The following is a 24,466-nucleotide window of genomic DNA, read 5'->3' on the forward strand; positions in this document are numbered from 1 at the left end:
TTAGTTAATCAAAATCTCCTCTTTCGGATAGCTATAATTGGTCAAATGATCTTTCTTAGTCATCGCTATAATTATCGTTAACATACTTACCCTTCCAATAAACATAGTTAAAATCAAAATCACCTTACTCCCATCTCCCAATTGACTCGTTATCCCTGCACTTAATCCTGAAGTACTGTATGCTGAAAAAGCTTCATAAGCCAATTCGACGATTCCAATCTTAGGCTCAAAATAAGTTAAAGCAAAAATAGCAACACCGATAACGAATAAGGATAGTAAAATAATAGCAAATGCACGTTGAACAGACAACTCATCTACCTGTCTTCTAAACACTTCAATCTTAGACTTCCCTCTTGCCAGAGTCCATATATTTAATAACGCAATTGCAAAAGTACTGGTCTTAATTCCCCCTCCTGTTGATACTGGCGAAGCTCCCACCCACATTAGAAACATAATAAACAAAAAAGTAGGAACGCTAAACATTCCATTGTCAACTGACGCAAAACCAGCTGTACGAGGAGATGTTGCTGTAAAGAATGCTGTTACCCATTTACCAAATCCTTGGTGCTCTGCAAGCGTATTATTATACTCTAATAGATATACCATTAGAGTTCCTCCAACAATCAAAGCAGCCGTTGTTATAAGAATAATGCGAGTGCTCAAGTTAATTACCCTTGGAACATAAATACTCGCCTCCTTACGACTAAAGGGAAGTAATCTATTTACAATTAAGTGTTTTACATACATATAGATATTAAATACAATAGGGAAACCTAATCCCCCCATAATAAATAATCCTGCAATAATTAGGTGTAAAGGATAATTAAAACGGTATTCAAAGGTATATAAACTCTCTGGTAAGGTAGAGAAGCCTGCATTACAAAAAGCAGATACTGAATGAAATATAGAAAAGAATACTCGTTCATATAATGATGTAAACTGCTGATGACGCGTGGCAATGTAAATACCAATCATCCCCAAGATTTGAATAATTCCCGATATAACAATAATTCGCTTTAAAGTAGCAAAAACATCTCCTAACTTGTCTATTGATGACATGGATTTCATCACAAGTTGATTTCCATATGAGGATTTTCCCCTAAAGAAGTAACTAAAATAACTTGCAATAGTCATAATACCCAAACCACCACATTCCATCAAGAATATCATCACGGTCTTTCCAAACACGGTAAACTGACCACCTATATCGACAGTAGATAACCCCGTAACACATACTGCACTCGTAGCTGTAAACAACGCATCTATATAGCGAAGACTACCAGGAGTAGTTGTAGCCTTGGGAAAAGACAACATAAAAGCTCCAACAAAAATAATCAACAAAAAGCTAATGATAAACAGTTGGGCGGGATTAAGCCTTGTCTTGTTTAAGTTCAACTGTAACACAGAGAACTCTCGAACAACCATAATAAATACGGCAAAGAAAATAACGGCGCTACTGTCGTAAAAATGAGTTGTATGCTCAGGTTTCCAACGAGCAACAACCAAGAACATAAATAATATTACACTGAATATATCAAATATCCTTACTCCTGTACTATTAGATATTTCCTTACTCAAATACCTTCTTGCAATAGCGAGCATCCCAATTGTCAAACAGGTATTATACAAGTTGTTTAATCCTACTTGATAATCATTAAGCGTGCTAAACCCCAAGTCATATACCAAGATAAACAAGGTGATAAAACTCAATACAAAAGGCAAACGGACTAAAAAGTATTTAATCTGATTGATTACGTTATCTTTTAAACGATAAAATGGCATCTTATAAAACTAATTCTTCGAAAAGACGTTTAAACAATACTTCTAAATCAGAAGTCATCCCCGGATGAGGACGCGAAGCTTGAATACATGAACTCTTAACTGCAGTCAACCATCTAAATCGTTCAGCAACATCTAACTGAGCTATTGGGTTTTTACTCGTTTTTACACCTTTTGCAACTTCTTCAAAGGCTGCAACATGTGCTTTTAATGTTTCGAAATCTAACTCACTGCTAAAACACGCAATCCTATCTTTATTCAAACAAAATGACGAATGCAAACTGCGTTTAGATTTACAAAAAATTAATAAACCTATATTTATAAATTCCTCTCGCTCTACTTTGGGAACATATCGTATTACAGCATACTCATATACTTGCATCTCTCCACTTATTTGCTTCGTTTATAAAAATAGTTGAAGACTCAAGTCTTCTTAATAGAAAGTTCAGGTACACTTCTCTAATCTCATTTGCCGAAAAATCACTTCCTTCCCATTCCAACCATTCTGTTGGAATTTGATCGACAATAGCTACAAACTTATCTCTATTCAAGATTTTCTTAAATTCTTGATCTACTTCATATAATTTACTTGCTCGAGGCAGTAATACATGATCTTTTATAAAAGAGAAAGGAGTTTCTGCACTTTTCTCCCAATTCGAAAATGAATGATGGAAATAGAAAGCCGCACCGTGATCAATTAACCATAGCTCTTTATGCCAAATCAACATATTTGTATTTCGAAATGTACGATCGACATTTGTAATAAAGGCATCTAACCACACTATTTTTGAAGCAAGTGTATCATCTACTGTTTCTGCTGCAGGATCAAACGTCAAAGCTCCTGACAAAAAGTGCAATGCAAGATTCAACCCTTTGCTAAACTGTAATAAATCTTGTATTTCTTCATCTGCTTCAGTTCTGCCAAATGCCTCGTCAAGTTCTGCAAAAACTAATTCTGGAACTTTCAATCCCAATTCTCTTGCAATTAACCCTCCTAACAATTCGGCTATCAAAGCTTTTACTCCATGTCCAGCTCCCCTAAACTTTAATACATATTTAAAATCATCATCTGCTTCGGCTAAGGCAGGTAAAGACCCTCCCTCTCTCAAAGGAGTAATATATCTGGTCACTGTAACTGTCCTTAACTCAAGTGAATCTTTCATAAAAGAATATTTTGCTTGATTACTAATATGCAATATTAATTAAAAAAACGCTCAATACTTTTGTATTGAACGTTAAATTATTTTTCTGCTAAGCGTACCAAATTAAGCGTTGCTATTTTCTATTTCTTTGTAGATTGGACAGTCTTTACTATGGGCTCCTGGCAAATATCCTGTACTCATTAAAAACTCATTCACAATCTCCCCTCCTACAAACTTAAAGTGTTTTTTAAACAGTTTTACAGCTTGATCTAATGTTTCAAACTCTTGTATATCTAACCATTTTTTAAAGCTACCAAACTCTCTTTGCAAGAGAACAATCTGTTGAGCATTATAGATTGCCGCATTTACCTTTAGTTTATTTCTGATAATTCCCTTATCTTGAAGCAATTCATCTATCTTATCTTGTTGATAAGCTGCCACCGTTTCAATTATAAAATTGTCATATGCCTTTCTAAAATTCTCACGTTTATTCAATATTGTTGACCAACTAAGGCCTGCCTGGTTGATCTCCAGAACCAATCTTTCGAATAAATCATTATCATCGCTTAAAGCAAATCCATACTCTTTATCGTGATAATACTTATGTGGGTTAGAAGTATCATCTCCCAATCCCTTTACAAAGTCGCAATATCCCATGCTATATCACTCGAATTTTGGCATCAGTCAATAACTTTCGAAAAGTCTCTCTATCAGAAACTTGTTTTAAACCAAACACATCGCGCGATTTCCCATTATTGAGTTTAATCGTTGCTTTAGTAGCTAATGCCTTAGGCATTTTGACATACTTAATATTGTATTTGTCAATTGTATCAATCGCTGTGTTTACAAACAAATTCTTATACACTAAGTAAACAAAAAGAGCCACTATAAGACAAAATACATAATCCATCTCCCTTGGTTTATTCCAATCTGCCAAAAACAATTTAACGATTCCCAAGATCAAGATTATTACTGACATAATACGAGAAGACTTTAATCTTCCTTTGTAGTTATCTCGAATTTCTAATTGTTTTGTTTCCTTATTATACTTTATCATTCTGTTCTTATTTAAGTAATAGAATAACAAATCTACCAATAAAAATTAAATAATAAACACAAGAAAATGTTAGGATTATCAGCTATTGCAAACAAAAAAAGCCAATCGTTTCTAATACAATTGGCTTTTTGATCTATTTTGGTAAATGAAAATACAAATAAGACTTTCCTTTATTTTGACTTCCTTCTGTTACGTCAGATAAATTAGTATCCTCTATACGCAGATAACCTGCTTGAAAACCTATTTCTATTTTACCTGAGTATTCATTTGTAGTTTCTACGTAGAACTTTATCTTCGGATCTAATTCAAGTTCTTCTTTAGTAGCTGGTCTATTATACCTTTGGGTTACCTTTGCTGACATATCACCAGAAGAGTTGCTTCTCAATTCAATTTGTCTTAAATAATCCCATTTCAATTTGCAACTACCTTCGCTATTGTTTTCATATACTTTTACAAAATTGCCATACTCCAAAACTTTTCTATCCTCTGGTACTATCAAGCGATCTAATTCCTTGCAATTGGCCCCTCCCTCCTCGACTATACCAACCGGTCTTTGTCCTACTTTATTCCCAGCATACTTTAAAGTAGCTACCGGTATTTCATTTACGGATTTAATCTGAACAAACTCAGCGTCGAATATTGGATCTACTGCTGTATTATTATCATCACTCTTACTACACGATAGTGATAGCATAGCTACACTAACGAAAAGCATAATCTTTTTCATCTCACAATGTTAAATGGTTGTTAAGACAAATATAAATAAATTCACAACAAAACAAAAAGCCTGAGTAATAAATACTCAGGCTTTTTTAATTTATATTGAATGCAAATAATTACACGTGTAATGCTCTATTATCAGTTGCCGCTAAAGCAGCTTCTTTAATCGCTTCTGCAAAAGTTGGGTGAGCATGAGACATTCTTGAAATATCCTCTGCTGAAGCTCTGTATTCCATAGCTACCACAGCCTCTGCAATTAAATCAGCAGCACGAGCTCCTACCATATGCATACCTAATATCTCATCAGTATTCTTATCTGCTAAGATTTTTACGAATCCATCTGTATCAGCACTTGCTCTTGCACGTCCTAATGCTTTGAATGGGAAGCTTCCTGCTTTATAAGCTACTCCTTCTGCTTTCAATTGCTCTTCTGTTTTTCCTACAGCTGCAACCTCAGGCCAAGTATAAACTACACCTGGGATTAAGTTATAATCGATATGTGGTCTTTGACCTGCCAAATACTCAGCTACCAATACTCCTTCTTCCTCAGCTTTATGAGCCAACATAGCGCCGCGTACAACGTCTCCAATAGCGTAAATATTAGAAACAGATGTTTGTAAGTGATCGTTTACCTCTACTTGTCCTCTATCTGTTAATTTCACTCCTGCTTTATCAGCATTTAATCCATCTGTGTATGGACGACGGCCTACAGCAACTAAAGTATAATCTCCTTCTAATGTAACAATTTCTCCTTTTTTATCCTCAGCAGACACTTTAACTACATCCCCTTCGCGCACAACACCTTGTACTTTGTGAGATGTATAGAACTTCATACCTTGTTTTTTCAATACTTTCGTCAACTCTTTAGACACAGCACCATCCATTGTTGGCAATATTCTATCTGCAAACTCTACCACAGATACTTGAGCCCCTAATCTTAAGTAAACTTGACCTAATTCAAGACCAATAACTCCTCCACCAATGATAATCAAGTGTTTTGGTACTTCTGGCAATTTTAAAGCCTCTGTAGAAGTAATGATTCTCTCTTTATCTAAAGTGATAAAAGGCAATGTTGATGGTTTTGATCCCGTTGCAATAATTGTGTGTTTTGCTTCGATTGACTCAACTGAACCATCATTCTTAGTTACATTGATTGTAGTTGCATTTTCAAATGAACCTACTCCTTCAAACACAGTGATTTTATTCTTATCCATCAAGTATTTTACTCCTGAACAAGTCTGATCTACAACTGCTTGTTTACGATCAATCATTTTTGCTAAATCAACCTTTACTTCACCTGCTAATTCAATTCCATGATCAGCAAAATGAGCTATCTCTTCTACGTGGTGAGAAGAAGCTAATAAAGCTTTTGAAGGAATACATCCTACGTTTAGACATGTACCTCCTAATGTTGGGTATTTTTCAATAATAGCAGTCTTGAATCCTAACTGTGCACAACGAATAGCAGACACATATCCTCCAGGTCCTGAACCTATTACAACTACGTCAAATGAATTCATAATATTTTTTTCTTATTTGTTGTTTATATATGAAATACAAATTTACACTTTTTAAACAAGTGTGCTAAAAACTTTACACTTTTCTTAGGACATCTGTCCTAACAAATAACTTGTAAAGCGCCTTTAAGTACTTTTATTTCAAATTTATTGGCATCAAATTCATAATATTCGCCATCCATCTGCAAACCATTGGTCTGTTGGTCTGGAATCTCAACAATAATGTGATCTGTCTGGATATAATCAGTCTTCCTAAATTTATCTGTCATTTTAAACAAGACATAAAATCCAAAAGTCAATTGCTTAAACAGATTAATCTTAGGTACCATCAAATAATCTAATAGTCCGTCAGTCAAACTTGCTTTCGGGGTCAAAGACATATTATAACCCATTTCATTCGAATTGGATATAAATAACAACAGGGGATTTACCTCCTTTGTCATCCCATTATAAGTGACTTGAACGCGTTTAGCCTTAAACTCTTGGGCAGAATTTAACGAAGCTTTGATATAGGCACCTAATTTTCTCTTACCTGATCTCTCATACTTATCTATAATCGTTGCGTCTATTCCAAATCCCATATTGCTAAAGAAGTATTCGCCATTTAAGGTTCCTACATCCATTTTGATTACATGACCATCTCTCACTCGAATAATTGCTTTTTCGATGTCTTTAGGAATAGATAAATTGGAGGCTAATCCATTTCCTGATCCCACAGGTACAATCCCAAATGCAACCTCTTTCCCCACTAATTCTGTCGCAACCTCGTGTATTGTACCATCACCACCACAAGCTACAATAATATCCGCATCCTCTCTTAGAGCTTGCTGAGTCAATTCAATAGCGTGCTTCTTGTAAGTAGAATAGTGAGCAACTACTCGATGGGTGTCTTTATTAAAGAAAGAGGCTACATACTCTTGCGTAATATTGTGTTTACCTTTTCCTGAAATTGGATTTATAATGAAATAAACTTTTATCATAATTAAAAAAACTCTAAAAAAGAGCAACCGATTTAAAATTGTAAAAACAAAGATACAAAAGGTTGTCTTACTAAGATTAAAAAGTAATACCCGTTTTTAATATCTACTTGCCAAAACAAAGAAAGCCAATAGGTATTCCTACTGGCTTTCTCTATGTATTTACTTCTATTGTATTATCCCACTGTAGGACCTTCCCATTCCGTAATACCACCTAACAAATTATAGGTATTCTCAAATCCAAGCTGTCCCATAAGCAAGCAAGCTTGATTACTTCTTCCTCCTGCTTTACAATACACATAATAATTCTTAGATTTATCTAATGCTTCTACTTCATCTAAAAATCCTTGCCCTTTGTAAATATCAATATTAATTGCGCCAGGAATAGCTACTTCTTCTACTTCTTCTTCAGTGCGAACATCCAAAATTACTGCATTAGGGTCTTCTTGACATTTTTCCCACCATTGTTCTTGAGATAAATTCATCATGCTATAAGGTTTTTGTTTGGTTTCAAATATAAGGTTATTCTCAAACTAATTTAGATTTTTTCAAAAAAAAGTAAGTCAATCTAATTTGTATTTGCTTATTTTGCCTTCTGATAAAAACCTTATATTATGTCCTCACATCACATTGTCCGAGATGACCAAGAGCCTGCTTTAATTATTGCCAATGGTGCTGCCTGCAGCGTTGAACTTATGGGACAATTATTGGAATGGTCGCCACTTGTTGTTGTACTTGATTCTGCTATAGAACGCGTGGTTGAATTAGGTATAAAAGTAGATGTACTCATCGGAGATTTTGATCGAGATTTTAATGTAGATATTTACAGAGAAAAACAGTATCCCATAGATATTATACATATTGCTGATCAAGATTCTACGGACTTAGAAAAGGCCTTTAATTACCTCATAGACAGAGGTATTCCTGCTGCTAATGTTATATGGGCTACAGGTAAACGAGCAGACCACACCATTACGAATATTACAAATATTGCTAAATACAGAGAAAAACTTAAAATAACCATATACGACGACTATTCTCGCATCTATACACTGCCTTTCGAATTTAAGAAGTGGTACGAAAAAGATACGATCATTTCACTAATTCCAATTGGAGAAGTGACTGATATAACAACGACAAACCTCTTGTATCCACTTACTAATGAATCTTTAATCTTAGGAGAGCGCACCGGAAGTAGTAATTCAGTTCTTCAGGACGGATTAGTTACTATATCCTACAAACAAGGTTATTTATTAATGATGGAATGTCACGATTAACAACAATTATTATTCTTAAATTACTATATAAACAAAAAAGGATGTCATCACTGACATCCTTTTTCTATTAATAAATCTTATTAAGATTATTTTCCTAAGAAAATTTGGAATCCTAATCCAATACCTAATCCAGAGAAATTCTTTCCACCTGTAAAGTTAGCTTTACTATAGCTATACCCAGCTGTAAGCTCTAAAGCAACATTGCGAGATACGAAGTGAGAATAACCTCCTTTGATATCAAATGCAAATGAATTTTTAGTATTTCCATCTTGAGATTTACCTTTGATTCCAATACCACCTTGTCCGAAGAAACGTCCTGTTTCACTTGCTCCTTCTGGGAAGTAGTAACGTCCATAAGGCATAATTACATAACTCCAGATGTCTTTACCACTTTTTACAGTCTCAAGCCCTCCACCGATTTCAGCTCCTACTGCAAATCCATCAGAGATAAAGTATGCTGCAGTTGGCTTAATTTCGAAACCAAAACTTTCAGCTTCAAAGTCATAACCTATATTACCTACAGTTGCTCCAACCATCCAGTTTCCTTTTTTAATAGGTGTAGTTCCTACTTTTTCAGCTAATTTTGGAGTTTCTACTTTTTGTGCATTTGCACTTACTAAACCTCCTACTAATAACGCAGCTAATAATGTAATTTTTTTCATAGTTTAATCAATGTTAATTATTTTTCATTTTAACTTCTTTTTACAAAGAAGCGGTCAAAAGTACAAAAAAATTAAATATTCAAACAATAATTTTTCTGACTATCTATTAAATAAACTTCTTTTAATGAATTGAAAATCTTTCTCTGTACTAACTAATTGTTCTACTATAAGTTCCCTTGCAACTTCTAAATCAACACCTTCTATGTATTTAAACCAGTGATCTGTTTCCAATACTTCTTTGATTTTAGAAATGCGTTTAGCAGTTTCTTTAGCAGTCCTGACTATCATTCCACTGCTTTTTAGACTTTCCTTATGGGTAAAAGTCACAGACTTTTGCTTAACTTTAACAATTATCACATATAACTTCTCATCTTCATTGTTGGGAAAAAAGTCAGTCCACTTGGCATACGCAAGCACCAAGCCTTGGTTATTCACCTTATTATCCCCTGTGATTCTCCATCGACAATTTGCAGCTCGTCCCCAATGATTAGACAAACGAGCAACACCTTCATCATCAAAAAAATACTGACTACCCGCTTTACTCTTGTAATTAGGCTCCCTATCTTTTATAAAATCAAGAGGTATTTCAACCCAATCACAGAAAGTGTGTTTAAAAAAATTAAATCGTGTATACTTTTTCATTAAAAAACTAATTCATCTTCTTTACTTACCACTATGACCCCCTGCTCCGTTAACTTACTCTTTGCCTCAACCAAGCCTTCTGCAGTTATCGGTTTTGTAGCAAAATCTAAAAAGTAAGTCTTAAAGCCTGCTTCAGCTGCATCCTTTGAGGTATAATACACACAAAACTCAGCTGCCAAACCACAGACATATACTTCTGTTACTCCTTTTTCCTGCAAAAACCCATGTAATCCTGTCGTGCTACGCTTGCCATTATCAAAAAAGCCACTATATGAGTCTACTTCCTCATCCATTCCTTTTCGAAATACAGCAGCGACACCATTGCTCTGCCAAGCATCGCTAAACATCGCACCTTTAGTTCCTTGCACGCAGTGATCTGGCCATAAAACCTGGGGTAACCCGTTTAAGTCAATTACTTCAAATACCTCTTTATCTTTGTGCTGAGAAGCAAAACTTTTATGTGTTTTAGGATGCCAATCCTGTGTAGCAACAAGTATGTCGAACTTGTCTTGAATCTTATTTATAATCGGAATGATATCATCACCTTGATGAACAGCCAAACTCCCTCCAGGAAGAAAATCATATTGTAAGTCAACTATAAGTAGTGCCTTCATCCTTTACGTATTTTAATGTGGTTAACTGCAAAAGTAACCAAAATGAAAATAATGTACCGCTTTAGAGGCAAAATCTATTATCTTCCTATCTCCCCTACAATCTATTTGTTCAGTAATCATTACACCTTTACCTACCCACTGCAGGGTCGAAAAACATACAGATCACACTGTGAAGCAAATCTGTAGTTTTAGGAAATTTCTATCTAAATCACCTAATAATCTTAGAGGAAACATTCGCCTTGAAGTAAGCCCCCTTATCTAACAAACAAAGGGAAACTTCAATACAATTTTAAGAGTAATTCCTTGGGGTTTCGTTGGGAATACTGGGGGATTCCTTGGGGTTTTCTTCGAAAAACAGCCCTTTTCAGCAAGAAAACCCCAAGCATACCCCAAGAAAACTACTACAAAGTCCCAAGAAATCACTACTGCTCCAAATACAAAATAAGCTTAAAGTTGACTGAGAACTTTGACAGCCAATAACTCGGATTGCAAATCTTATTTAAACTAAACCTTGATGTCATACAAGAAGGTGATTTGCTGTCTATTTACCCATAATAACCCCCCTATAAAACCACATAGTTCACCATTAATATAAGAGCAAAAAAAAACCTGCAAACTAATGCAGGTTTCTTATTGTTATTTAGTCGAATACTATCTTTCGAATTCTTTTAATGTTTCAGTGATGATGCGTACACAGTCTAATAACTGCTCTTCATTCATTACTAATGGTGGAGCGAAACGAATAATATTACCATGTGTTGGTTTTGCCAATAGTCCGTTATCTCTTAACTTAAGACAAATATTCCAAGCAGTATCACTTTCTTCTGTATCGTTGATAATAATTGCATTAAGCAATCCTTTTCCACGTACTAAAGTACAGATATTACTGTTTGCAATATACTTGTTCAACTCAGCTCTGAACAATTGACCTAATTTCTCAGCATTATCTGCTAACTTTTCTTCTAAGACAACATCTAAAGCAGCGATAGCTACTGCAGCTGCAGTAGGGTTACCTCCAAAAGTAGAACCGTGTTGACCTGGTTTGATTACGTTCATAATCTCGTCATTAGCCAAAACAGCTGAAATTGGATATGCTCCTCCTGACAATGCTTTTCCTAATACAATGATATCCGCTTTGATATTTTCATGGTCAATCGCAAGCATTTTACCTGTACGAGCGATACCTGTTTGTACTTCATCTGCGATGAATAAAGCATTGTGTTGCTCACAAAGCACTTTAGCTGCTGTTAAATATCCAGCATCTGGCACATACACTCCTGCCTCACCTTGAATAGGCTCAACTAAGAAACCAGCAATAGTACCTTTATTCGCCTCCATTGCAGCTTTCAAAGCATCTACATCATTATAAGCAACACGGATAAACCCATCTGTATAAGGTCCGTAATTCTTACGAGCGTCTGGGTCATTTGAGAAAGAAATAATTGTCGTTGTTCTTCCGTGGAAATTGTTCTCACACACGATAATCTTTGCTTGATCTTCTGCAATTCCCTTCACTTCGTATGCCCATTTTCTACATAATTTCAAAGCTGTTTCTACTGCTTCTGCACCAGAATTCATAGGAAGTACTTTATCAAAGCCAAAAAGCTTTGTAATCTTTTCTTCGTATACTCCTAACTTATCATTGTAAAATGCTCTTGATGTTAAAGCCAAAGTTCCCGCTTGTTCACTAATTGCCTTAACAATAGCTGGATGACAGTGTCCTTGATTCACTGCCGAATAAGCAGATAAAAAATCGTAGTATTTCTTACCTTCTACGTCCCATACATATACTCCCTCACCTTTAGACAATACTACTGGTAGTGGATGATAGTTATGAGCTCCATATTTATTTTCTAACTCTATAATTTGAGCCGATGAAAGTTTTTGTGACATTATATAATGGTTTATTGTGTTTTTAATAAATTACAGTTTGCAAGATAATTATTTTTTGCGAAATTATAATTACAATTTACCCGCTATTAGAGAGAAAACAATCTGTCTTCTTCCAAATTCCCTCTTTGCATACTCATGGTTTACATCTACTGATAAACACAGTGCTAAAAAGTTAAATAAATTATGATCCATCATCGACTAAGGTTAACTATAAGATATCATTAACATTATCCAAAGAAGCTAATTTTAATCTGTCCTGCCTTTTGAACAGCTTTCTTAGAGTGATTTTCTATCCAAAATAAATTAGAGTGATTACAAATAAGCAAAACAATACATAACACACTGTACTAAAGCAAATTAAACACCTTTAAAACAAACACTAAAAATGAGTAAAAGCTAAAAATCAATCGTTTTTTAGCCTATTTTTGCGGCATGACAAGAAAAAGAACAGAAAGAATCGTATTCGAAAACGTAGAAGTCCTTGATGCAGGTGCAAAAGGCGTTTCGGTAGCAAAAGCTCCAGATGGGAAAGTTATTTTTATCCCTAATGTAGTTCCGGGAGATGTGGTTGATGTACAGACATTCAAAAAGCGCAAAGCTTATTACGAAGGTCGTGCTGTAAAATTCCACAAACTTTCTGAACATAGAATTGAACCTGTGTGTGAACACTTTGGAGCTTGTGGGGGTTGTAAATGGCAAAATATGAAATACAGCCAACAATTATTCTACAAAAACCAAGAGGTTTACAATAACCTTAAGCGCATTGGGAAAATTGAATTACCTGAATTTGAACCTATCATGGGGTCAGAAGAAACTTTATTTTACAGAAATAAAATGGAGTTTTCATTCTCTAACGCACGTTGGTTAACACCTGAAGAAGTAGCAAGTGGAGAAGAAATGGGTAAAGAAAATGCACTTGGATTCCACATCCCAAAAATGTGGGACAAGATATTGGACATCAAAAAATGTCATTTGCAGCAAGACCCTTCTAACGAAATCAGAAATGAAATAAGAAGGTTTGCCAATGAGAATAACCTATCTTTTTTCAATCCTCGTGAACAAGAAGGCCTATTGCGTACACTAATGATCAGAACAGCCTCTACAGGAGAAGTAATGGTCATGATTCAATTCTTCTATGACAACAAAGAAGAAAGAGAATTATTAATGGATTTCTTGGCTGAGCGCTTCCCTATGATTACCTCTCTACAATATGTAATCAACGGCAAGGCAAATGATACAATCTACGATCAAGATGTAGTATTGTACAAAGGCCGTGATTATATCTTAGAGGAAATGGAAGGTCTTAAGTTTAGCATTAATGCTAAGTCGTTCTACCAAACAAATTCTCAACAGGCATACGAATTATATAAAATAACAAGAGAATACGCTGGACTGACAGGTAGTGAATTAGTATATGACTTGTACACTGGTACAGGGACAATCGCTCAATTCGTATCTAAAAAAGCTGGTAAAGTAATCGGTGTAGAAGCAGTACCTGAGGCTATAGAAGATGCTAAACTCAATGCTGAACGCAACAATATTACCAACTGTGAATTCTTCGTTGGAGATATGAAGAATGTGTTTAACGATGAATTTATCGCAACACATGGTCAACCAGATGTGATTATTACAGACCCTCCGCGTGACGGTATGCATAAAGATGTCGTAGAGATGTTACTTAAAGTTGCACCTAAACGCATTGTATATGTGAGCTGTAACTCTGCTACACAAGCAAGAGATTTAGCCTTGATGGATCACAAGTACAAAGTGATTAAAGTACGTCCAGTGGATATGTTTCCACAGACTCACCACGTTGAAAACGTTGTGTTGTTAGAACTAAGATAATACTAACTAAATATCTCAAAAAACAAAGGGCAGTGATGATTCACTGCCCTTTGTTTTTATACCTACTCCTCAATAAGATAAAATAGCTAATTACTTTATTTTGACAACCTTGTTATCCCTTAGCAATTTTAACGTTGGAGCCTCTTTCTTATTCTGAATATACTTTCGGTAATCACAGCGATTACTCATCGATACACCATCCATTTCCAACACTACATCTCCTAACTTTACCTTTTTGTTCTTTTCACCTATAGCAGCTATGCGATATTGTCCTTCGATATATGCAATCCCATACCCTACTTTTTCTAAAGTAGAGATTACATTAGTATCTTGTACTTTCTTTAAGAATAAAGTACCGCGATTCGGACTGTAAATCAAGTGAAATTGCTTGATAAACTCAACGCCTAACTGATAAGTATTTTCGCTTAAAGACATGGTGATTTCCTCCTCTTTAAAACTGTGCTTTCCTATAGTGATTGTATTCCCATTGGAAACCAAAGTGTAGTTTAGCGATTCATCCATTCCAAAAGCACCTACACTTCCAGTAGTCAAATACTTATTAGCTTTGTCCCTGTCTAATGTCTTTAGTATGTCTTTGTCAAGACTCATGCTGATATAGCTATTATCTCCTGTATCTAATAAAAAGTAACGCTCTAAATTATTAATATTAATAGGAATAATCATACGAGGAGAATAGCCCATATTTAGATTCTTTACCTCCGTGAACCCTCCTTGTAATAGCCTATCTATTACTTCTGGATTAAAGTCTTGTAGAATAATCTCTTTCTTTACCGGATCTATTTCTAAGATTTTGTCTTGATAGATCACATTACCTAAAATCCCATCTATCTGATAACAGTCAAAAATAGGATCCTTCAACATCGGAAAGTGTTCTAAGTCAGTAAAAGGCAAATGATGAAAGGTATAATTCCCCACCTTCATACTATCAACGTGGATCACTTCCACTTGTTTAGCTACGTTATTTGCATCTACAACCCCGATATGTCCCCCTGAATAGAAATCCTCCAACAGACTACCTCGAATAGCTAAGCCATCCCAACCTGTGTCAAATAGAAAAGTCATCGGTTTATTATTGACTTTTAAATCCACGAGCATCCAGCCTCCTTTATCGTGATAAGGCAATCGAATTGTTTGTGCAAAACCTGATACAAACGACAATAGCACACTAAAAGCTATAATAAAAGCAAATCTATTTCTCATTAATTTTTTCTAATTAATACTTGTACTAACGCATATCAAGATAATAAATTATACCTTTTCTCACATTTTAATAATACTTTAATTAATAAGAATATAAAATAAACAAGGAGAATTACTCTTTCGAGTAATTCTCCTCTAAAATGTCTAAAATGCTTATTAAATTAATCCAACAAGATTATGTGTAATCCTACTGGCTCTTAATTTCTATACTTAACTCCCCAAATACACAATAACGCCAGCTATAATAATATAAAGCAAGGAGAAGATGACTGCTTTTTTGAGTATTAGTCCTTCTTTTCCTTGTTCATTACACGCTGTGGTTGCTACAGCTATACTCTGAGGAGAGATAATTTTACCACCTGTTGCACCTGTGGTATTCGCTGCAGCAAGCCATCCCTTATCTGCGCCAATTTGATCGGCAACTGACCCTTGTAACTTACCAAATAAAATATTAGAAGACGTATCACTTCCCGTTAGGAAGGTACCAACTGCACCAATTGCTGGAGCAAAGAAAGGATAGAATGCTCCTGTAGCAGTAGCCAAAGCTACTCCCAATACTGTAATCATTCCTGATACATCCATAATCGTTGACAGAGCAATAAGACAACAAACCGTCAGAACCGTTTTCTGTATTTGAATAGCGGTATCCCCCAATAACTTCATTAACCCCTTAAAAGTACCTCCCTGTATCAATCCACCAATGACAGAACTGATAAAAATTAATACTCCTGTATCGGTTAACCAATAAACACCCAGTTTCTTAACTTGCCCTAATATCTCAAAATTAAAGGTGCTTTGAAAAATACTCACATTTGCTTTTAACCACGTAGAAACAGGAAATAAGGGACTTGTAATTAACACCAAAGCTAAAATCAACCCATATACACTCCACGCACTCATCTGCTCTTTTTTAGTAAAAGGCAATACCTTCTTCGGCTGCTTCTGTTTTAGCGCAGCAATCTTACCAAATAATATAATCACGATAATAGCTGCAATACTTCCTAAAATTGCAGGAGTTTCAGCACCGATATATATAGCAGCATAATATTGTACAATTAATGACGTAGCTCCGACAATAAAAGACAACAATAAATGCTTGGGAACAGCTTTCCAAGTAGGATTCGAAAGGGTTACAATCATGAAAGGCACAAGGAACATTAAGACGGCTAATTGTGCCACAATATCTGCACTGATACTCGTGATTTGCTCAAGCATATCCACCTCACCTGCCAAGACAATAACAGGAATCCCTACAGCCCCAAAAGCAGTAGGCACACTATTGGCTAACAAACTGGCTACTGCTGAGAAAATGGGCTTGAATCCTAAACTTATTAAGATTGCAGCAGGTATAGCAACAGCTGTTCCAAAACCAGCCATTCCCTCTAACAAACCTCCAAATCCCCATGTCAACAAAAGTACTTGAACTGCTTTATCTTCTGATATAGCAGCAAATTGTTGTTTGATGACTTCTATTTTACCTGTGTGTACTTGAACATTGTAACTGTAAATTGCCATCAAAATAATAAGGAGGATCGGAAACATAGCCTTGACTACGCCATAAGCTATTGCCACCCCTGTATCACTAAAGGGTAAGGCAAAACCAAATATTCCAATAAGTACGGTCGCTATTAAAGTGATCAATGCACTTATATGCCCCGACACTTTCATCACTCCTAAGAGAATGATCAACAGCAAAATGGGAATCACTGCCAATACTACTTGTAGTGCTGTAATTTTCTCAATCATTTTACAATCTTTTTTTATTTGCTCTATAAAGATAATTCTAATAATCCTTCAAAATAAGGAAAAATGTCATTTTATCTTTGAAATTTTTATATATTTTACTTTTTTTTGAATATAATTTATTCATTTAGTATTTATTCTACTGCTAATTACAGCCAACCCTTTATAGAATATTTTTAAAGACTTATGAATTACTTTTAGTATTTTTGGCAATCATAAATAGACTTTGAATTAATCTATGAAAAGAATTTTATATGCATCTATCGCTATTTTAATAGGCTCCTTAAGTTTTGTTGCTTGTGAGAAAGATGATATTTGCGCTGAAACAGAAGCAACTACACCGAGTTTCTTAATTGAGTTTTTCAATTATGAAGATCAAGATATTCCCCGTACAGAGCGCATTGAAGCCTATGCTTTAGGTTTTGAAGAACAAAAGATTGCATCTTCTGGCAATAAATTAGTGCTCCCTCTTCGCTTAGATCAACCGGAGACAAGTTGGGTTTTATCTCGAACAATACGCGAGCAAGAAGAAACTTACGTACTTAGTGATACCTTAACTTATAAATACAAAATCAATACAAGTTATTTAAACAAAGCTTGTGGATATGTATCTACTTTCTCATTGAACCAAGATGGAACTTCTCCTCTACTTAATGGAGATAAAGAAAGAACAGAAGGCAACTGGATTCAATTGTATATTACAGAAACAAATGAAATTTTAAATCAAGATGAAGCACACTTTACAATCTATTATTAAAGGAAGTATATTTCTTTGTGCTTTATCCGTTTTTGCACAAGAGAAAGAAGTCATTGAAAGTAAAAATGATAGTATTGCCCCTCCTACGAAAATTGAAATCGTGGAGACTACACCTCAAATAACCTCCAAACAAGAAACACCAGCAGTATTCCCGCAGCGTTTTGGATTGCGTGTTGGAGTAGATTTGTTTCGCTTAACTCGTGGATTCTATGACAAAACTTATCAGGGTTTTGAGATTACAGGAGATTATCGACTCAATAAAAATTGGTGGGCTGCTGCAGAAATAGGAACAGATAAGTTAGAGAGAAATGAAAGTACGTATGGCTTCACAACTAAAGGTAACTATATCCGATTAGGAGCGAACTACAATGTATATGACAATTGGTTAGATGAAGAAAATGCTATTTTTGTAGGGTTTAGATATGGATTTAGCAGTTTCTCACAGACTTTAGATTGGTACAGAATCTATACTACAGATCCCTATTTCCCAAATCAAGAGATCAGACCAAATGAAAAGTTTAGTGGCTTATCTGCACATTGGGTAGAATTTGTCACGGGAATTCAAGCAAAAATGTTTAACAATGTTTTTATGGGCTTTACTTTAAGGTTAAATGGATTAGTTAGTCAAAAACAGCCAGATCAATTTGAGAACCTTTATATTCCCGGTTTTAATAAAAAACACAGTGGAGCTATAGGAGTTGGATTTAATTATACAATCACCTATTTTATCCCACTTTATAAATCAAAGAAACACAAAAATACTGCTCCTATAGAATCTGATGTAAAATATGATTTGGAAGGTAATAAAGTGAACACTGAAGATAATAGTAGTCAATCTGAAGACTTAAAAATGATTGAAAACAATAAGAAACAGTTGAAATAAAGAATAAAAATAAAGCGCACTTTACAGTGCGCTTTGTTTTTATATGATAGCTTTAAACAATCCAGGATAATTTAGAACAATGCCATTTTCATCTACTTCAATCTCAGACTCAAATTCAGTTCCCAAGTTTTTGTAGAAATAACGAGAATCACTTAGTCGTGTATATTGTTGCAACATCGGTACTAATCTACCATCAATAGGGTCTATATAGATCACCGTAATTTCTGCTGTTGCATTTACAGCAAGTTTCAGTCGATTGATTGGTATTGTATTAGTAAAAGGAGTTATAGCTATATCAATGTCTAAACATTCGTTAAACTCTGGACGATCCATTTCATCAATCATCCATAAGCCATTAATTTTATGAGCATTAATAAAATTATTCTTATGACCAGTACGTGTTTCTATTGAGAAAAATCTCGTTTCCCAATTCTCATCCACGACAATCTGATAATCCACGCCGTAAACTTGATTGTTTTTATTCCCAACCAACTCACCTTTAACGTGATAACTATTCTCTTTTGATATGATTTTACATCGTTCAATTGACAAGTGTTGTTCACCTATCCATGTTGTGTTTTTATCCATACTTCTTTCTTATTTCGTACAAATTACTAAGTACAAGATACAATAAAAAAAACGATTTCATATTAGATTTTCAAAGCCAATGTAGCGATGAAAGTTGGAATAAAAGGATCTACAACAAAGCGAGGATTCGGTTGAAAAGCTTCTTCATAGGCCTTAATCACAAACCCCTGATCTAATTGACCACCAATCAAATCCTGTAGTGAATGCCCAAAGACAAAAGCTTCCCCTTTATCTTGTTTATTCTTAATTTCGTCGGCTGTAAAATCCTTTAAGTCAGCGAAAGGGATTCTATACTTTGGCTTGATTACTTGATCCTTGGCAAAGCGTTGATCTCTATCGTGTATATAAACAACTGGGTTGTAAAAACTGCTAATTAGACTACCTCCCATCTTTAATACGCGATAGCATTCTCTCCATACTGGAATCACACTCTCGATATAGTGATTAGAAATAGGATGTACAATACAGTCAAATGTCTGATCTTCAAACATAGATAGATCTGTCATACTTCCGTGAACCAATTCAATGGTTAAACCATCTCGCTCTGCAACAAACTTATCTTTATTTAACTGTTCTGTAGATAAGTCTAAAACAGTAACTATTGCACCTGCTGCGGCTAATACAGGCCCTTGCTGACCACCAGCACTGGCAAGACATAAAACTCTTTTACCTTGTAGATTGCCCAACCATTCTTTGTTTATTGGAGTTGGTAATACATATAATTCCCACTCCCCCTGTTTGGCTCTTTCTACCACTTCTTTTGACACAGGTTGTGACCATTGAACATTAGCTAATGCTTGTTTATCCCAAGCAGCTTCATTGTGTTGAGTATATTTATTATTTTCTTGCATATTCTTTCTATTAATTAATTGTCCTACTTACTTATATGAACTTTTAATAGAAATAATGCCTGTGATTATCTCTATTATACTATGTTAGATTGTAATATCCATTATTGACATTGCTTTTTAATGATTACTATTTTAAAGTACAAAGAAAATACATAAATGACAAAATACTTCAAAAAAGGACAAAATTGTTGAATTAATTTCCAAAAGAGGTTATACTTAAAGACAAAAAAAAGCTTTAAGAAATGTACCATTTCCTAAAGCTTTCAGTAGCCTTACTATATATACCTACGCCTTAGTTCAACTTTTTTGCAATCAGTTCTAACCAAACTTTTCTATCGCTAACAACAAAGACAAAGCTATCTCCATCTTTTAAATAAACTTTGATCCCTGTGTTAATTAACCACATTATCCTGGTAGGCTTAACTGCTTTAATCATATCATAGTTTATACGCACCGTTCCCGTTGACATATTAAACTTGTGAGAGTGAAAAATAAGTGCTTCGGGAGTAATTCCCAATTTCCCACCAACTGCTTCTTTCCCAATAAACATATTTGCTACGCCATGAGCCTCAAGTTCTTCACCTTCTGCCAAGGGTATTTGCAGTTTTGTAGCAACTCTTTTGGTCATTGTTTTTAGAGTAAAATAAATGATACCTGTAAACAATATACTGTAAATAATTCCCTTCAGAAGATAAACATCCCATGATTTAATTGTTCCGTCAAAAAACCAATCCAATAGTAAGATTAACAATACATATATAAGGAAGTTAAAAATAAATAGCTTTATCTTATCTGCTAAAGAAATTCCTATTGTGTCATTTCCTATTTTCATACAAGCGTCCATTTTAGTTTGTTAAATTTACAAAAAAATACACACAACCTATAATGTAAACAAAGTATTTAGCGCTGTTCAGATTTCGGATAAAGTAAGATACAACTGCTATTTTCTCTTTTAGAATTACTGCAAACTCTAAAAGAATTAAGTAAATTAGCCCCTTATTGAGTGAAAAACACATTTACCAATAAGATCATTACTTAAAAAAACAAATATAGAAATATGAATACTGCTTATAATAACCCTATTAAAATAGGTATTGTTGGTTATGGAAATTTAGGAAAAGGAGTTGAACTTGCAATAAGACAAAATAAAGACATGGAGCTCGTTGCTATTTTTACAAGACGAGATCCTAAAGAAATTGACACTACCGCAAAGGCTGTACACATAGATAAAATTACCGACTATAGAAACATTGTAGATGTCATGATTATTTGCGGAGGTTCTTCAACAGATCTACCTCAGCAAGTGCCATATATTGCTCAATGGTTTAATACAGTTGACAGTTTTGATACTCATGCAAAAATTCCTGAATTCTTTAGCACCGTAAATAAAGTAGCTAAAGAGCACCATACTTTAAGTCTTATTTCTACAGGGTGGGATCCTGGGCTCTTCTCAATGCTTAGAGTTTTAGGTGAGAGTATTCTACCACAAGGGGAAACGTATACTTTTTGGGGGAAAGGACTGAGTCAAGGACACTCAGATGCCATCAGACGCATCGAGGGAGTAAAAGCGGGGGTACAATATACAATCCCTATTGAAACTGCCTTAGAACGAGTTAGACAAGGGGAAAACCCAGTATTAACAACAGCTGAAAAACACGAACGTGTATGCTACGTTGTTGCGCAAGAGGGATCAGATAAATCTGTCATAGAAAACAGTATTAAGACGATGCCTAATTACTTTGCTGATTACAACACTACCGTGCACTTTATATCAGAAGAAGAGCTTAAAGCAAACCACTCTGCAATGCCTCATGGAGGTAAAGTATTCCGTTCTGGATTGACTGGTGAACAAACAAAACAAAATATCGAATTTGGCCTTACCTTAGAAAGTAATCCAGAATTTACTGCCAGTGTTTTAGTTGCCTTTTCACGCGCTGTTTACAAACAAGCTAAACAAGGACATACTGGAGCAGTTACAGTATTTGATATTCCACTTGGAGCTTTATCTCCAAAATCAGCTGAAGAATTAAGAGCTAACTTATTGTAAAATTTACAAGGCTTATATAAAAACAAAAGGCTATCTAATAATTAGATAGCCTTTTGTTTTATTGTATATTGAAGTGAATCTTATGTAAGCATTCCTCCGTCTACATTAATCACTTGACCAGTGATATAAGCAGACATATCAGAACCTAAGAATACACATGTATTTGCAATATCTTCTGGTGTACCACCGCGTTTTAAAGGAATAGCATCTCTCCATCCTTTTACTACGTCTTCTGGTAAAGCACCTGTCATCTCTGTTTCAATAAATCCTGGAGCAACTACGTTACAACGGATATTACGAGATCCCAACTCTAAAGCGATTGATTTAGAGAACCCGATAACTCCTGCTTTAGACGCAGCATAGTTTGCTTGTCCTGCATTTCCTTTTACTCCAACTACAGAACTCATATTGATAATAGACCCTTTTCTGTTTTTCAACATTGTTCGTTGAACAGCTTTCGTCATATTAAACACTGACTTAAGGTTTACTTGAATTACTGCATCAAAATCTGCTTCAGACATTCTCATTAATAAGTTATCTTTAGTAATACCAGCGTTATTAATCAAAATATCAATGTTTCCAAACTCTTTTAAAATCTCCTCTACCAATTTCTCTGCTGCATCATATTCTGCTGCATTAGATTGATATCCTTTTGCTTTAACACCTAAAGCTGCTAATTCTTGTTCTAATTCCACTGCTGCTTGAGCTGAAGAACTATATGTGAATGCAACATTCGCACCATGTTCTGCAAATGCCTTAGCTACTCCTCTACCGATTCCTCTTGTAGCACCAGTGATAATAGCGATTTTACCTTCTAATAATTTCATGTGTAAATCCAATTTTTGTATTTGAACCAAGGACAAATATAAACAATTTGTATTTTCTGATTCATATTTTATGCTATTTGTACGCGCTTTCTTAAAAAAACCATATAAAAAAGAGTGATAATTAACAGAGAAACAAAGTAATAAGAATACTTCATCAAATCAATATAATCAATCTTCCCATTGGTGAACTCCAATAATATTAAGATCTGAGCACCATAAGGAAGTACTCCTTGCACAATACATGCAAAAATATCTAAAATGGACGCCACTCTCGGCCTATCTAACTTGTATTCTGTAGCAATATCTCTTGCTAAATTACCTGCTACAAGGATAGATACCGTATTATTGGCAAGGCAAACTCCTATTGAGGATACCAAACCAGCAATACCAAATTCCGCTCCCTTAGGGGACTTCATCAGTTTTTTCATTTGTCTTAACAACCAATCAATCCCACCTTGATCTTCTACCATCTTTGCTAATCCACCTGTAAGCATTGACAATAAAAAGATTTCGTTCATCGATACAAAACCTTCGTAGGTTAACTTAGCAAATCCCAATACATCAAAATCACTTTGCATCAATCCAATACACCCTGCGACAACAATACCAATAAATAAGGCTACAAATACTTGTACACCCAGTAGGGCTAAGACAATAATTAAGACATAGGGAATAACAACCCAAAAGTTACTTGTATCCCCAAGTTCAAAAACAATAGTACTCTCACTCCCTGTCATAAATACGAGGATTATCAGAGTAACAATTGCCGCTGGAAAAGCCAACTTAAAATTCGCTCTGAACTTATCCTTCATTTGACAACCTACTGTTTGTGTCGCAGTAATAGTTGTATCTGAAATCAACGAGAGATTGTCCCCAAACATAGCCCCTCCTAATAGTGTACCACATAGAAGTCCCATAGATGTTCCTGACTTCTCTGCTAAACCAACTACAATTGGCCCAAGCGCAACAATAGTACCTACGGAAGTACCAATAGACAAGGATAAAAAACACGCAATGACAAATATTCCTATTGCCAAGTACTCTACAGGGACAAAGCTAAGTCCAATATTCACCATAACATCTACACCTCCTATCGCATTAGTTACAACTGCGAAAGCTCCAGCCAATAAATAGATAATACACATCGTAATTACCTTACTATCTCCGCATCCGTTAATAAGAGATATCACCTTATCATTCATTGATGTTTTATAAAAACATAAAAACGCGGTAATAATCCCCACCGAAATAGCTATAGGTGACGGCATCATATAAAATCCGCCCAATAGGATACCTGAACCTAAAAAGATGGCTATGAAAACGAAAAATGGAATAAAAGTGTAAAACTTGTTCTCTGACATACTGTAAATTAAATAATTGAAGGTTTACAAATTACTTGCCAGATCTGATAGAAATAATACTTA

Annotated in this window: 26 protein-coding genes; 5 read left to right on the forward strand and 21 right to left on the reverse strand. The window is 34.9% G+C overall.

Features of this window, described 5'->3' with window-relative positions:
* The 9 genes from NWE55_RS15665 to NWE55_RS15705 all read right to left on the reverse strand — a co-directional run bounded on the left by NWE55_RS15665 (window position 1) and on the right by NWE55_RS15705 (window position 7,680).
* A complete protein-coding gene (locus NWE55_RS15665) occupies window positions 1-1,782 on the reverse strand; it encodes a TrkH family potassium uptake protein (RefSeq protein ID WP_258204391.1) in 1,782 nt (593 codons plus the stop codon).
* Window position 1,783: 1 nt separating this feature from the next.
* A complete protein-coding gene (locus NWE55_RS15670) occupies window positions 1,784-2,161 on the reverse strand; it encodes a DUF3037 domain-containing protein (protein ID WP_258204392.1) in 378 nt (125 codons plus the stop codon).
* On the reverse strand, window positions 2,148-2,942 hold the full coding sequence (locus NWE55_RS15675; protein WP_155092545.1) for a HipA family kinase: 795 nt from the start codon (window positions 2,940-2,942) through the stop codon (window positions 2,148-2,150). The genes NWE55_RS15670 and NWE55_RS15675 overlap by 14 nt, the downstream gene beginning before the upstream one ends.
* 102 nt (window positions 2,943-3,044) lie before the next feature.
* A complete protein-coding gene (locus NWE55_RS15680) occupies window positions 3,045-3,578 on the reverse strand; it encodes a DNA-3-methyladenine glycosylase I (protein WP_155092546.1) in 534 nt (177 codons plus the stop codon).
* Between the two features lies 1 nt (window position 3,579).
* Entirely contained in the window at window positions 3,580-3,978 is a 399-nt protein-coding gene (locus tag NWE55_RS15685) for a hypothetical protein (RefSeq protein WP_155092547.1), read from the reverse strand.
* 133 nt (window positions 3,979-4,111) lie between these two features.
* Window positions 4,112-4,705 carry a hypothetical protein gene (locus tag NWE55_RS15690; protein ID WP_258204393.1) on the reverse strand — a complete coding sequence of 198 codons (594 nt, stop codon included), beginning with the start codon at window positions 4,703-4,705 and terminating at the stop codon, window positions 4,112-4,114.
* 109 nt (window positions 4,706-4,814) lie between these two features.
* Window positions 4,815-6,218 carry a dihydrolipoyl dehydrogenase gene (lpdA, locus tag NWE55_RS15695; protein WP_155092549.1) on the reverse strand — a complete coding sequence of 468 codons (1,404 nt, stop codon included), beginning with the start codon at window positions 6,216-6,218 and terminating at the stop codon, window positions 4,815-4,817.
* A 98-nt stretch (window positions 6,219-6,316) separates the two neighbouring features.
* On the reverse strand, window positions 6,317-7,195 hold the full coding sequence (locus tag NWE55_RS15700) for a diacylglycerol/lipid kinase family protein (RefSeq protein WP_258204394.1): 879 nt from the start codon (window positions 7,193-7,195) through the stop codon (window positions 6,317-6,319).
* Window positions 7,196-7,368: 173 nt separating this feature from the next.
* A complete protein-coding gene (locus tag NWE55_RS15705) occupies window positions 7,369-7,680 on the reverse strand; it encodes a rhodanese-like domain-containing protein (RefSeq protein WP_155092551.1) in 312 nt (103 codons plus the stop codon).
* Window positions 7,681-7,806: 126 nt separating this feature from the next.
* On the opposite strand from NWE55_RS15705, the gene NWE55_RS15710 reads away from it, so the two are divergent.
* Window positions 7,807-8,469 carry a thiamine diphosphokinase gene (locus tag NWE55_RS15710; protein ID WP_258204395.1) on the forward strand — a complete coding sequence of 221 codons (663 nt, stop codon included), beginning with the start codon at window positions 7,807-7,809 and terminating at the stop codon, window positions 8,467-8,469.
* An 86-nt stretch (window positions 8,470-8,555) separates the two neighbouring features.
* Here the strand turns inward: NWE55_RS15710 and NWE55_RS15715 are convergent, their stop codons facing one another.
* From NWE55_RS15715 to NWE55_RS15735, 5 genes are all read right to left on the reverse strand, one after another.
* A complete protein-coding gene (locus tag NWE55_RS15715) occupies window positions 8,556-9,131 on the reverse strand; it encodes a hypothetical protein (protein ID WP_258204396.1) in 576 nt (191 codons plus the stop codon).
* Between the two features lie 99 nt (window positions 9,132-9,230).
* Entirely contained in the window at window positions 9,231-9,773 is a 543-nt protein-coding gene (locus NWE55_RS15720; protein ID WP_258204397.1) for a hypothetical protein, read from the reverse strand.
* The gene (gene pncA / locus NWE55_RS15725; RefSeq protein WP_258204398.1) at window positions 9,773-10,387 is read right to left on the reverse strand and encodes a bifunctional nicotinamidase/pyrazinamidase; all 615 of its coding nucleotides are present in this window, start codon (window positions 10,385-10,387) and stop codon (window positions 9,773-9,775) included. The genes NWE55_RS15720 and pncA overlap by 1 nt, the downstream gene beginning before the upstream one ends.
* A gap of 651 nt (window positions 10,388-11,038) precedes the next feature.
* Window positions 11,039-12,280, reverse strand: coding sequence for an ornithine--oxo-acid transaminase (gene rocD, locus NWE55_RS15730; protein ID WP_258204399.1), 1,242 nt, complete (start codon window positions 12,278-12,280; stop codon window positions 11,039-11,041).
* Between the two features lie 69 nt (window positions 12,281-12,349).
* Entirely contained in the window at window positions 12,350-12,475 is a 126-nt protein-coding gene (locus tag NWE55_RS15735; protein WP_258204400.1) for a hypothetical protein, read from the reverse strand.
* 237 nt (window positions 12,476-12,712) lie between these two features.
* On the opposite strand from NWE55_RS15735, the gene rlmD reads away from it, so the two are divergent.
* Window positions 12,713-14,125 carry a 23S rRNA (uracil(1939)-C(5))-methyltransferase RlmD gene (gene rlmD, locus NWE55_RS15740; RefSeq protein WP_258204401.1) on the forward strand — a complete coding sequence of 471 codons (1,413 nt, stop codon included), beginning with the start codon at window positions 12,713-12,715 and terminating at the stop codon, window positions 14,123-14,125.
* A 90-nt stretch (window positions 14,126-14,215) separates the two neighbouring features.
* On the opposite strand, the gene NWE55_RS15745 is transcribed toward rlmD, so the two are convergent.
* On the reverse strand, window positions 14,216-15,346 hold the full coding sequence (locus NWE55_RS15745; protein ID WP_258204402.1) for an aspartyl protease family protein: 1,131 nt from the start codon (window positions 15,344-15,346) through the stop codon (window positions 14,216-14,218).
* 210 nt (window positions 15,347-15,556) lie between these two features.
* Complete coding sequence (locus NWE55_RS15750) at window positions 15,557-17,092, reverse strand: L-lactate permease (protein WP_155092896.1); 1,536 nt, start codon at window positions 17,090-17,092, stop codon at window positions 15,557-15,559.
* Window positions 17,093-17,327: 235 nt separating this feature from the next.
* On the opposite strand from NWE55_RS15750, the gene NWE55_RS15755 reads away from it, so the two are divergent.
* Together NWE55_RS15755 and NWE55_RS15760 are read left to right on the forward strand one after the other, a co-directional pair.
* The gene (locus tag NWE55_RS15755) at window positions 17,328-17,846 is read left to right on the forward strand and encodes a DUF6452 family protein (RefSeq protein WP_166520721.1); all 519 of its coding nucleotides are present in this window, start codon (window positions 17,328-17,330) and stop codon (window positions 17,844-17,846) included.
* Window positions 17,818-18,729 carry a DUF6048 family protein gene (locus NWE55_RS15760; protein WP_166520720.1) on the forward strand — a complete coding sequence of 304 codons (912 nt, stop codon included), beginning with the start codon at window positions 17,818-17,820 and terminating at the stop codon, window positions 18,727-18,729. The genes NWE55_RS15755 and NWE55_RS15760 overlap by 29 nt, the downstream gene beginning before the upstream one ends.
* 39 nt (window positions 18,730-18,768) lie before the next feature.
* On the opposite strand, the gene NWE55_RS15765 is transcribed toward NWE55_RS15760, so the two are convergent.
* The 3 genes from NWE55_RS15765 to NWE55_RS15775 form a co-directional block, all read right to left on the reverse strand.
* A complete protein-coding gene (locus NWE55_RS15765) occupies window positions 18,769-19,317 on the reverse strand; it encodes a putative glycolipid-binding domain-containing protein (protein WP_155092895.1) in 549 nt (182 codons plus the stop codon).
* A gap of 62 nt (window positions 19,318-19,379) precedes the next feature.
* Window positions 19,380-20,168 (reverse strand): class I SAM-dependent methyltransferase, encoded by a 789-nt coding sequence (locus tag NWE55_RS15770; RefSeq protein WP_258204403.1) that lies wholly within the window; start codon window positions 20,166-20,168, stop codon window positions 19,380-19,382.
* Between the two features lie 292 nt (window positions 20,169-20,460).
* Window positions 20,461-21,000: a hypothetical protein gene (locus tag NWE55_RS15775; RefSeq protein WP_155092893.1), complete on the reverse strand. Its 540-nt coding sequence runs from the start codon at window positions 20,998-21,000 to the stop codon at window positions 20,461-20,463.
* Window positions 21,001-21,225: 225 nt separating this feature from the next.
* On the opposite strand from NWE55_RS15775, the gene NWE55_RS15780 reads away from it, so the two are divergent.
* Window positions 21,226-22,215 (forward strand): diaminopimelate dehydrogenase, encoded by a 990-nt coding sequence (locus NWE55_RS15780; RefSeq protein WP_155092892.1) that lies wholly within the window; start codon window positions 21,226-21,228, stop codon window positions 22,213-22,215.
* Between the two features lie 80 nt (window positions 22,216-22,295).
* Here the strand turns inward: NWE55_RS15780 and fabG are convergent, their stop codons facing one another.
* Together fabG and NWE55_RS15790 are read right to left on the reverse strand one after the other, a co-directional pair.
* Entirely contained in the window at window positions 22,296-23,042 is a 747-nt protein-coding gene (gene fabG, locus NWE55_RS15785) for a 3-oxoacyl-[acyl-carrier-protein] reductase (RefSeq protein WP_155092891.1), read from the reverse strand.
* Window positions 23,043-23,110: 68 nt separating this feature from the next.
* Window positions 23,111-24,412 carry a Na+/H+ antiporter NhaC family protein gene (locus NWE55_RS15790; RefSeq protein WP_160339118.1) on the reverse strand — a complete coding sequence of 434 codons (1,302 nt, stop codon included), beginning with the start codon at window positions 24,410-24,412 and terminating at the stop codon, window positions 23,111-23,113.
* Between the last annotated feature and the right edge of the window lie 54 nt (window positions 24,413-24,466).

The sequence above is a fragment of the Myroides albus genome (genome assembly GCF_024722315.1).
Classification (GTDB): Bacteria; Bacteroidota; Bacteroidia; order Flavobacteriales; family Flavobacteriaceae; genus Flavobacterium; species Flavobacterium album_A.

Bases quoted from the DNA above. Each gene is read 5' to 3' on its own strand.
- NWE55_RS15670 (WP_258204392.1), bottom strand. From the start codon at position 2,161: ATGCAAGTATATGAGTATGCTGTAATACGATATGTTCCCAAAGTAGAG.
- NWE55_RS15735 (WP_258204400.1), bottom strand. From the start codon at position 12,475: ATGATGGATCATAATTTATTTAACTTTTTAGCACTGTGTTTATCAGTA.
- NWE55_RS15685 (WP_155092547.1), bottom strand. From the start codon at position 3,978: ATGATAAAGTATAATAAGGAAACAAAACAATTAGAAATTCGAGATAAC.
- NWE55_RS15755 (WP_166520721.1), top strand. From the start codon at position 17,328: ATGAAAAGAATTTTATATGCATCTATCGCTATTTTAATAGGCTCCTTA.
- NWE55_RS15775 (WP_155092893.1), bottom strand. From the start codon at position 21,000: ATGAAAATAGGAAATGACACAATAGGAATTTCTTTAGCAGATAAGATA.
- NWE55_RS15760 (WP_166520720.1), top strand. From the start codon at position 17,818: ATGAAGCACACTTTACAATCTATTATTAAAGGAAGTATATTTCTTTGT.
- NWE55_RS15675 (WP_155092545.1), bottom strand. From the start codon at position 2,942: ATGAAAGATTCACTTGAGTTAAGGACAGTTACAGTGACCAGATATATT.
- lpdA (WP_155092549.1), bottom strand. From the start codon at position 6,218: ATGAATTCATTTGACGTAGTTGTAATAGGTTCAGGACCTGGAGGATAT.
- NWE55_RS15690 (WP_258204393.1), bottom strand. From the start codon at position 4,705: ATGAAAAAGATTATGCTTTTCGTTAGTGTAGCTATGCTATCACTATCG.
- NWE55_RS15765 (WP_155092895.1), bottom strand. From the start codon at position 19,317: ATGGATAAAAACACAACATGGATAGGTGAACAACACTTGTCAATTGAA.
- NWE55_RS15720 (WP_258204397.1), bottom strand. From the start codon at position 9,773: ATGAAAAAGTATACACGATTTAATTTTTTTAAACACACTTTCTGTGAT.
- NWE55_RS15700 (WP_258204394.1), bottom strand. From the start codon at position 7,195: ATGATAAAAGTTTATTTCATTATAAATCCAATTTCAGGAAAAGGTAAA.
- rlmD (WP_258204401.1), top strand. From the start codon at position 12,713: ATGACAAGAAAAAGAACAGAAAGAATCGTATTCGAAAACGTAGAAGTC.
- NWE55_RS15665 (WP_258204391.1), bottom strand. From the start codon at position 1,782: ATGCCATTTTATCGTTTAAAAGATAACGTAATCAATCAGATTAAATAC.
- NWE55_RS15710 (WP_258204395.1), top strand. From the start codon at position 7,807: ATGTCCTCACATCACATTGTCCGAGATGACCAAGAGCCTGCTTTAATT.
- rocD (WP_258204399.1), bottom strand. From the start codon at position 12,280: ATGTCACAAAAACTTTCATCGGCTCAAATTATAGAGTTAGAAAATAAA.
- NWE55_RS15780 (WP_155092892.1), top strand. From the start codon at position 21,226: ATGAATACTGCTTATAATAACCCTATTAAAATAGGTATTGTTGGTTAT.
- NWE55_RS15750 (WP_155092896.1), bottom strand. From the start codon at position 17,092: ATGATTGAGAAAATTACAGCACTACAAGTAGTATTGGCAGTGATTCCC.
- pncA (WP_258204398.1), bottom strand. From the start codon at position 10,387: ATGAAGGCACTACTTATAGTTGACTTACAATATGATTTTCTTCCTGGA.
- fabG (WP_155092891.1), bottom strand. From the start codon at position 23,042: ATGAAATTATTAGAAGGTAAAATCGCTATTATCACTGGTGCTACAAGA.
- NWE55_RS15705 (WP_155092551.1), bottom strand. From the start codon at position 7,680: ATGATGAATTTATCTCAAGAACAATGGTGGGAAAAATGTCAAGAAGAC.
- NWE55_RS15715 (WP_258204396.1), bottom strand. From the start codon at position 9,131: ATGAAAAAAATTACATTATTAGCTGCGTTATTAGTAGGAGGTTTAGTA.
- NWE55_RS15680 (WP_155092546.1), bottom strand. From the start codon at position 3,578: ATGGGATATTGCGACTTTGTAAAGGGATTGGGAGATGATACTTCTAAC.
- NWE55_RS15770 (WP_258204403.1), bottom strand. From the start codon at position 20,168: ATGCAAGAAAATAATAAATATACTCAACACAATGAAGCTGCTTGGGAT.
- NWE55_RS15745 (WP_258204402.1), bottom strand. From the start codon at position 15,346: ATGAGAAATAGATTTGCTTTTATTATAGCTTTTAGTGTGCTATTGTCG.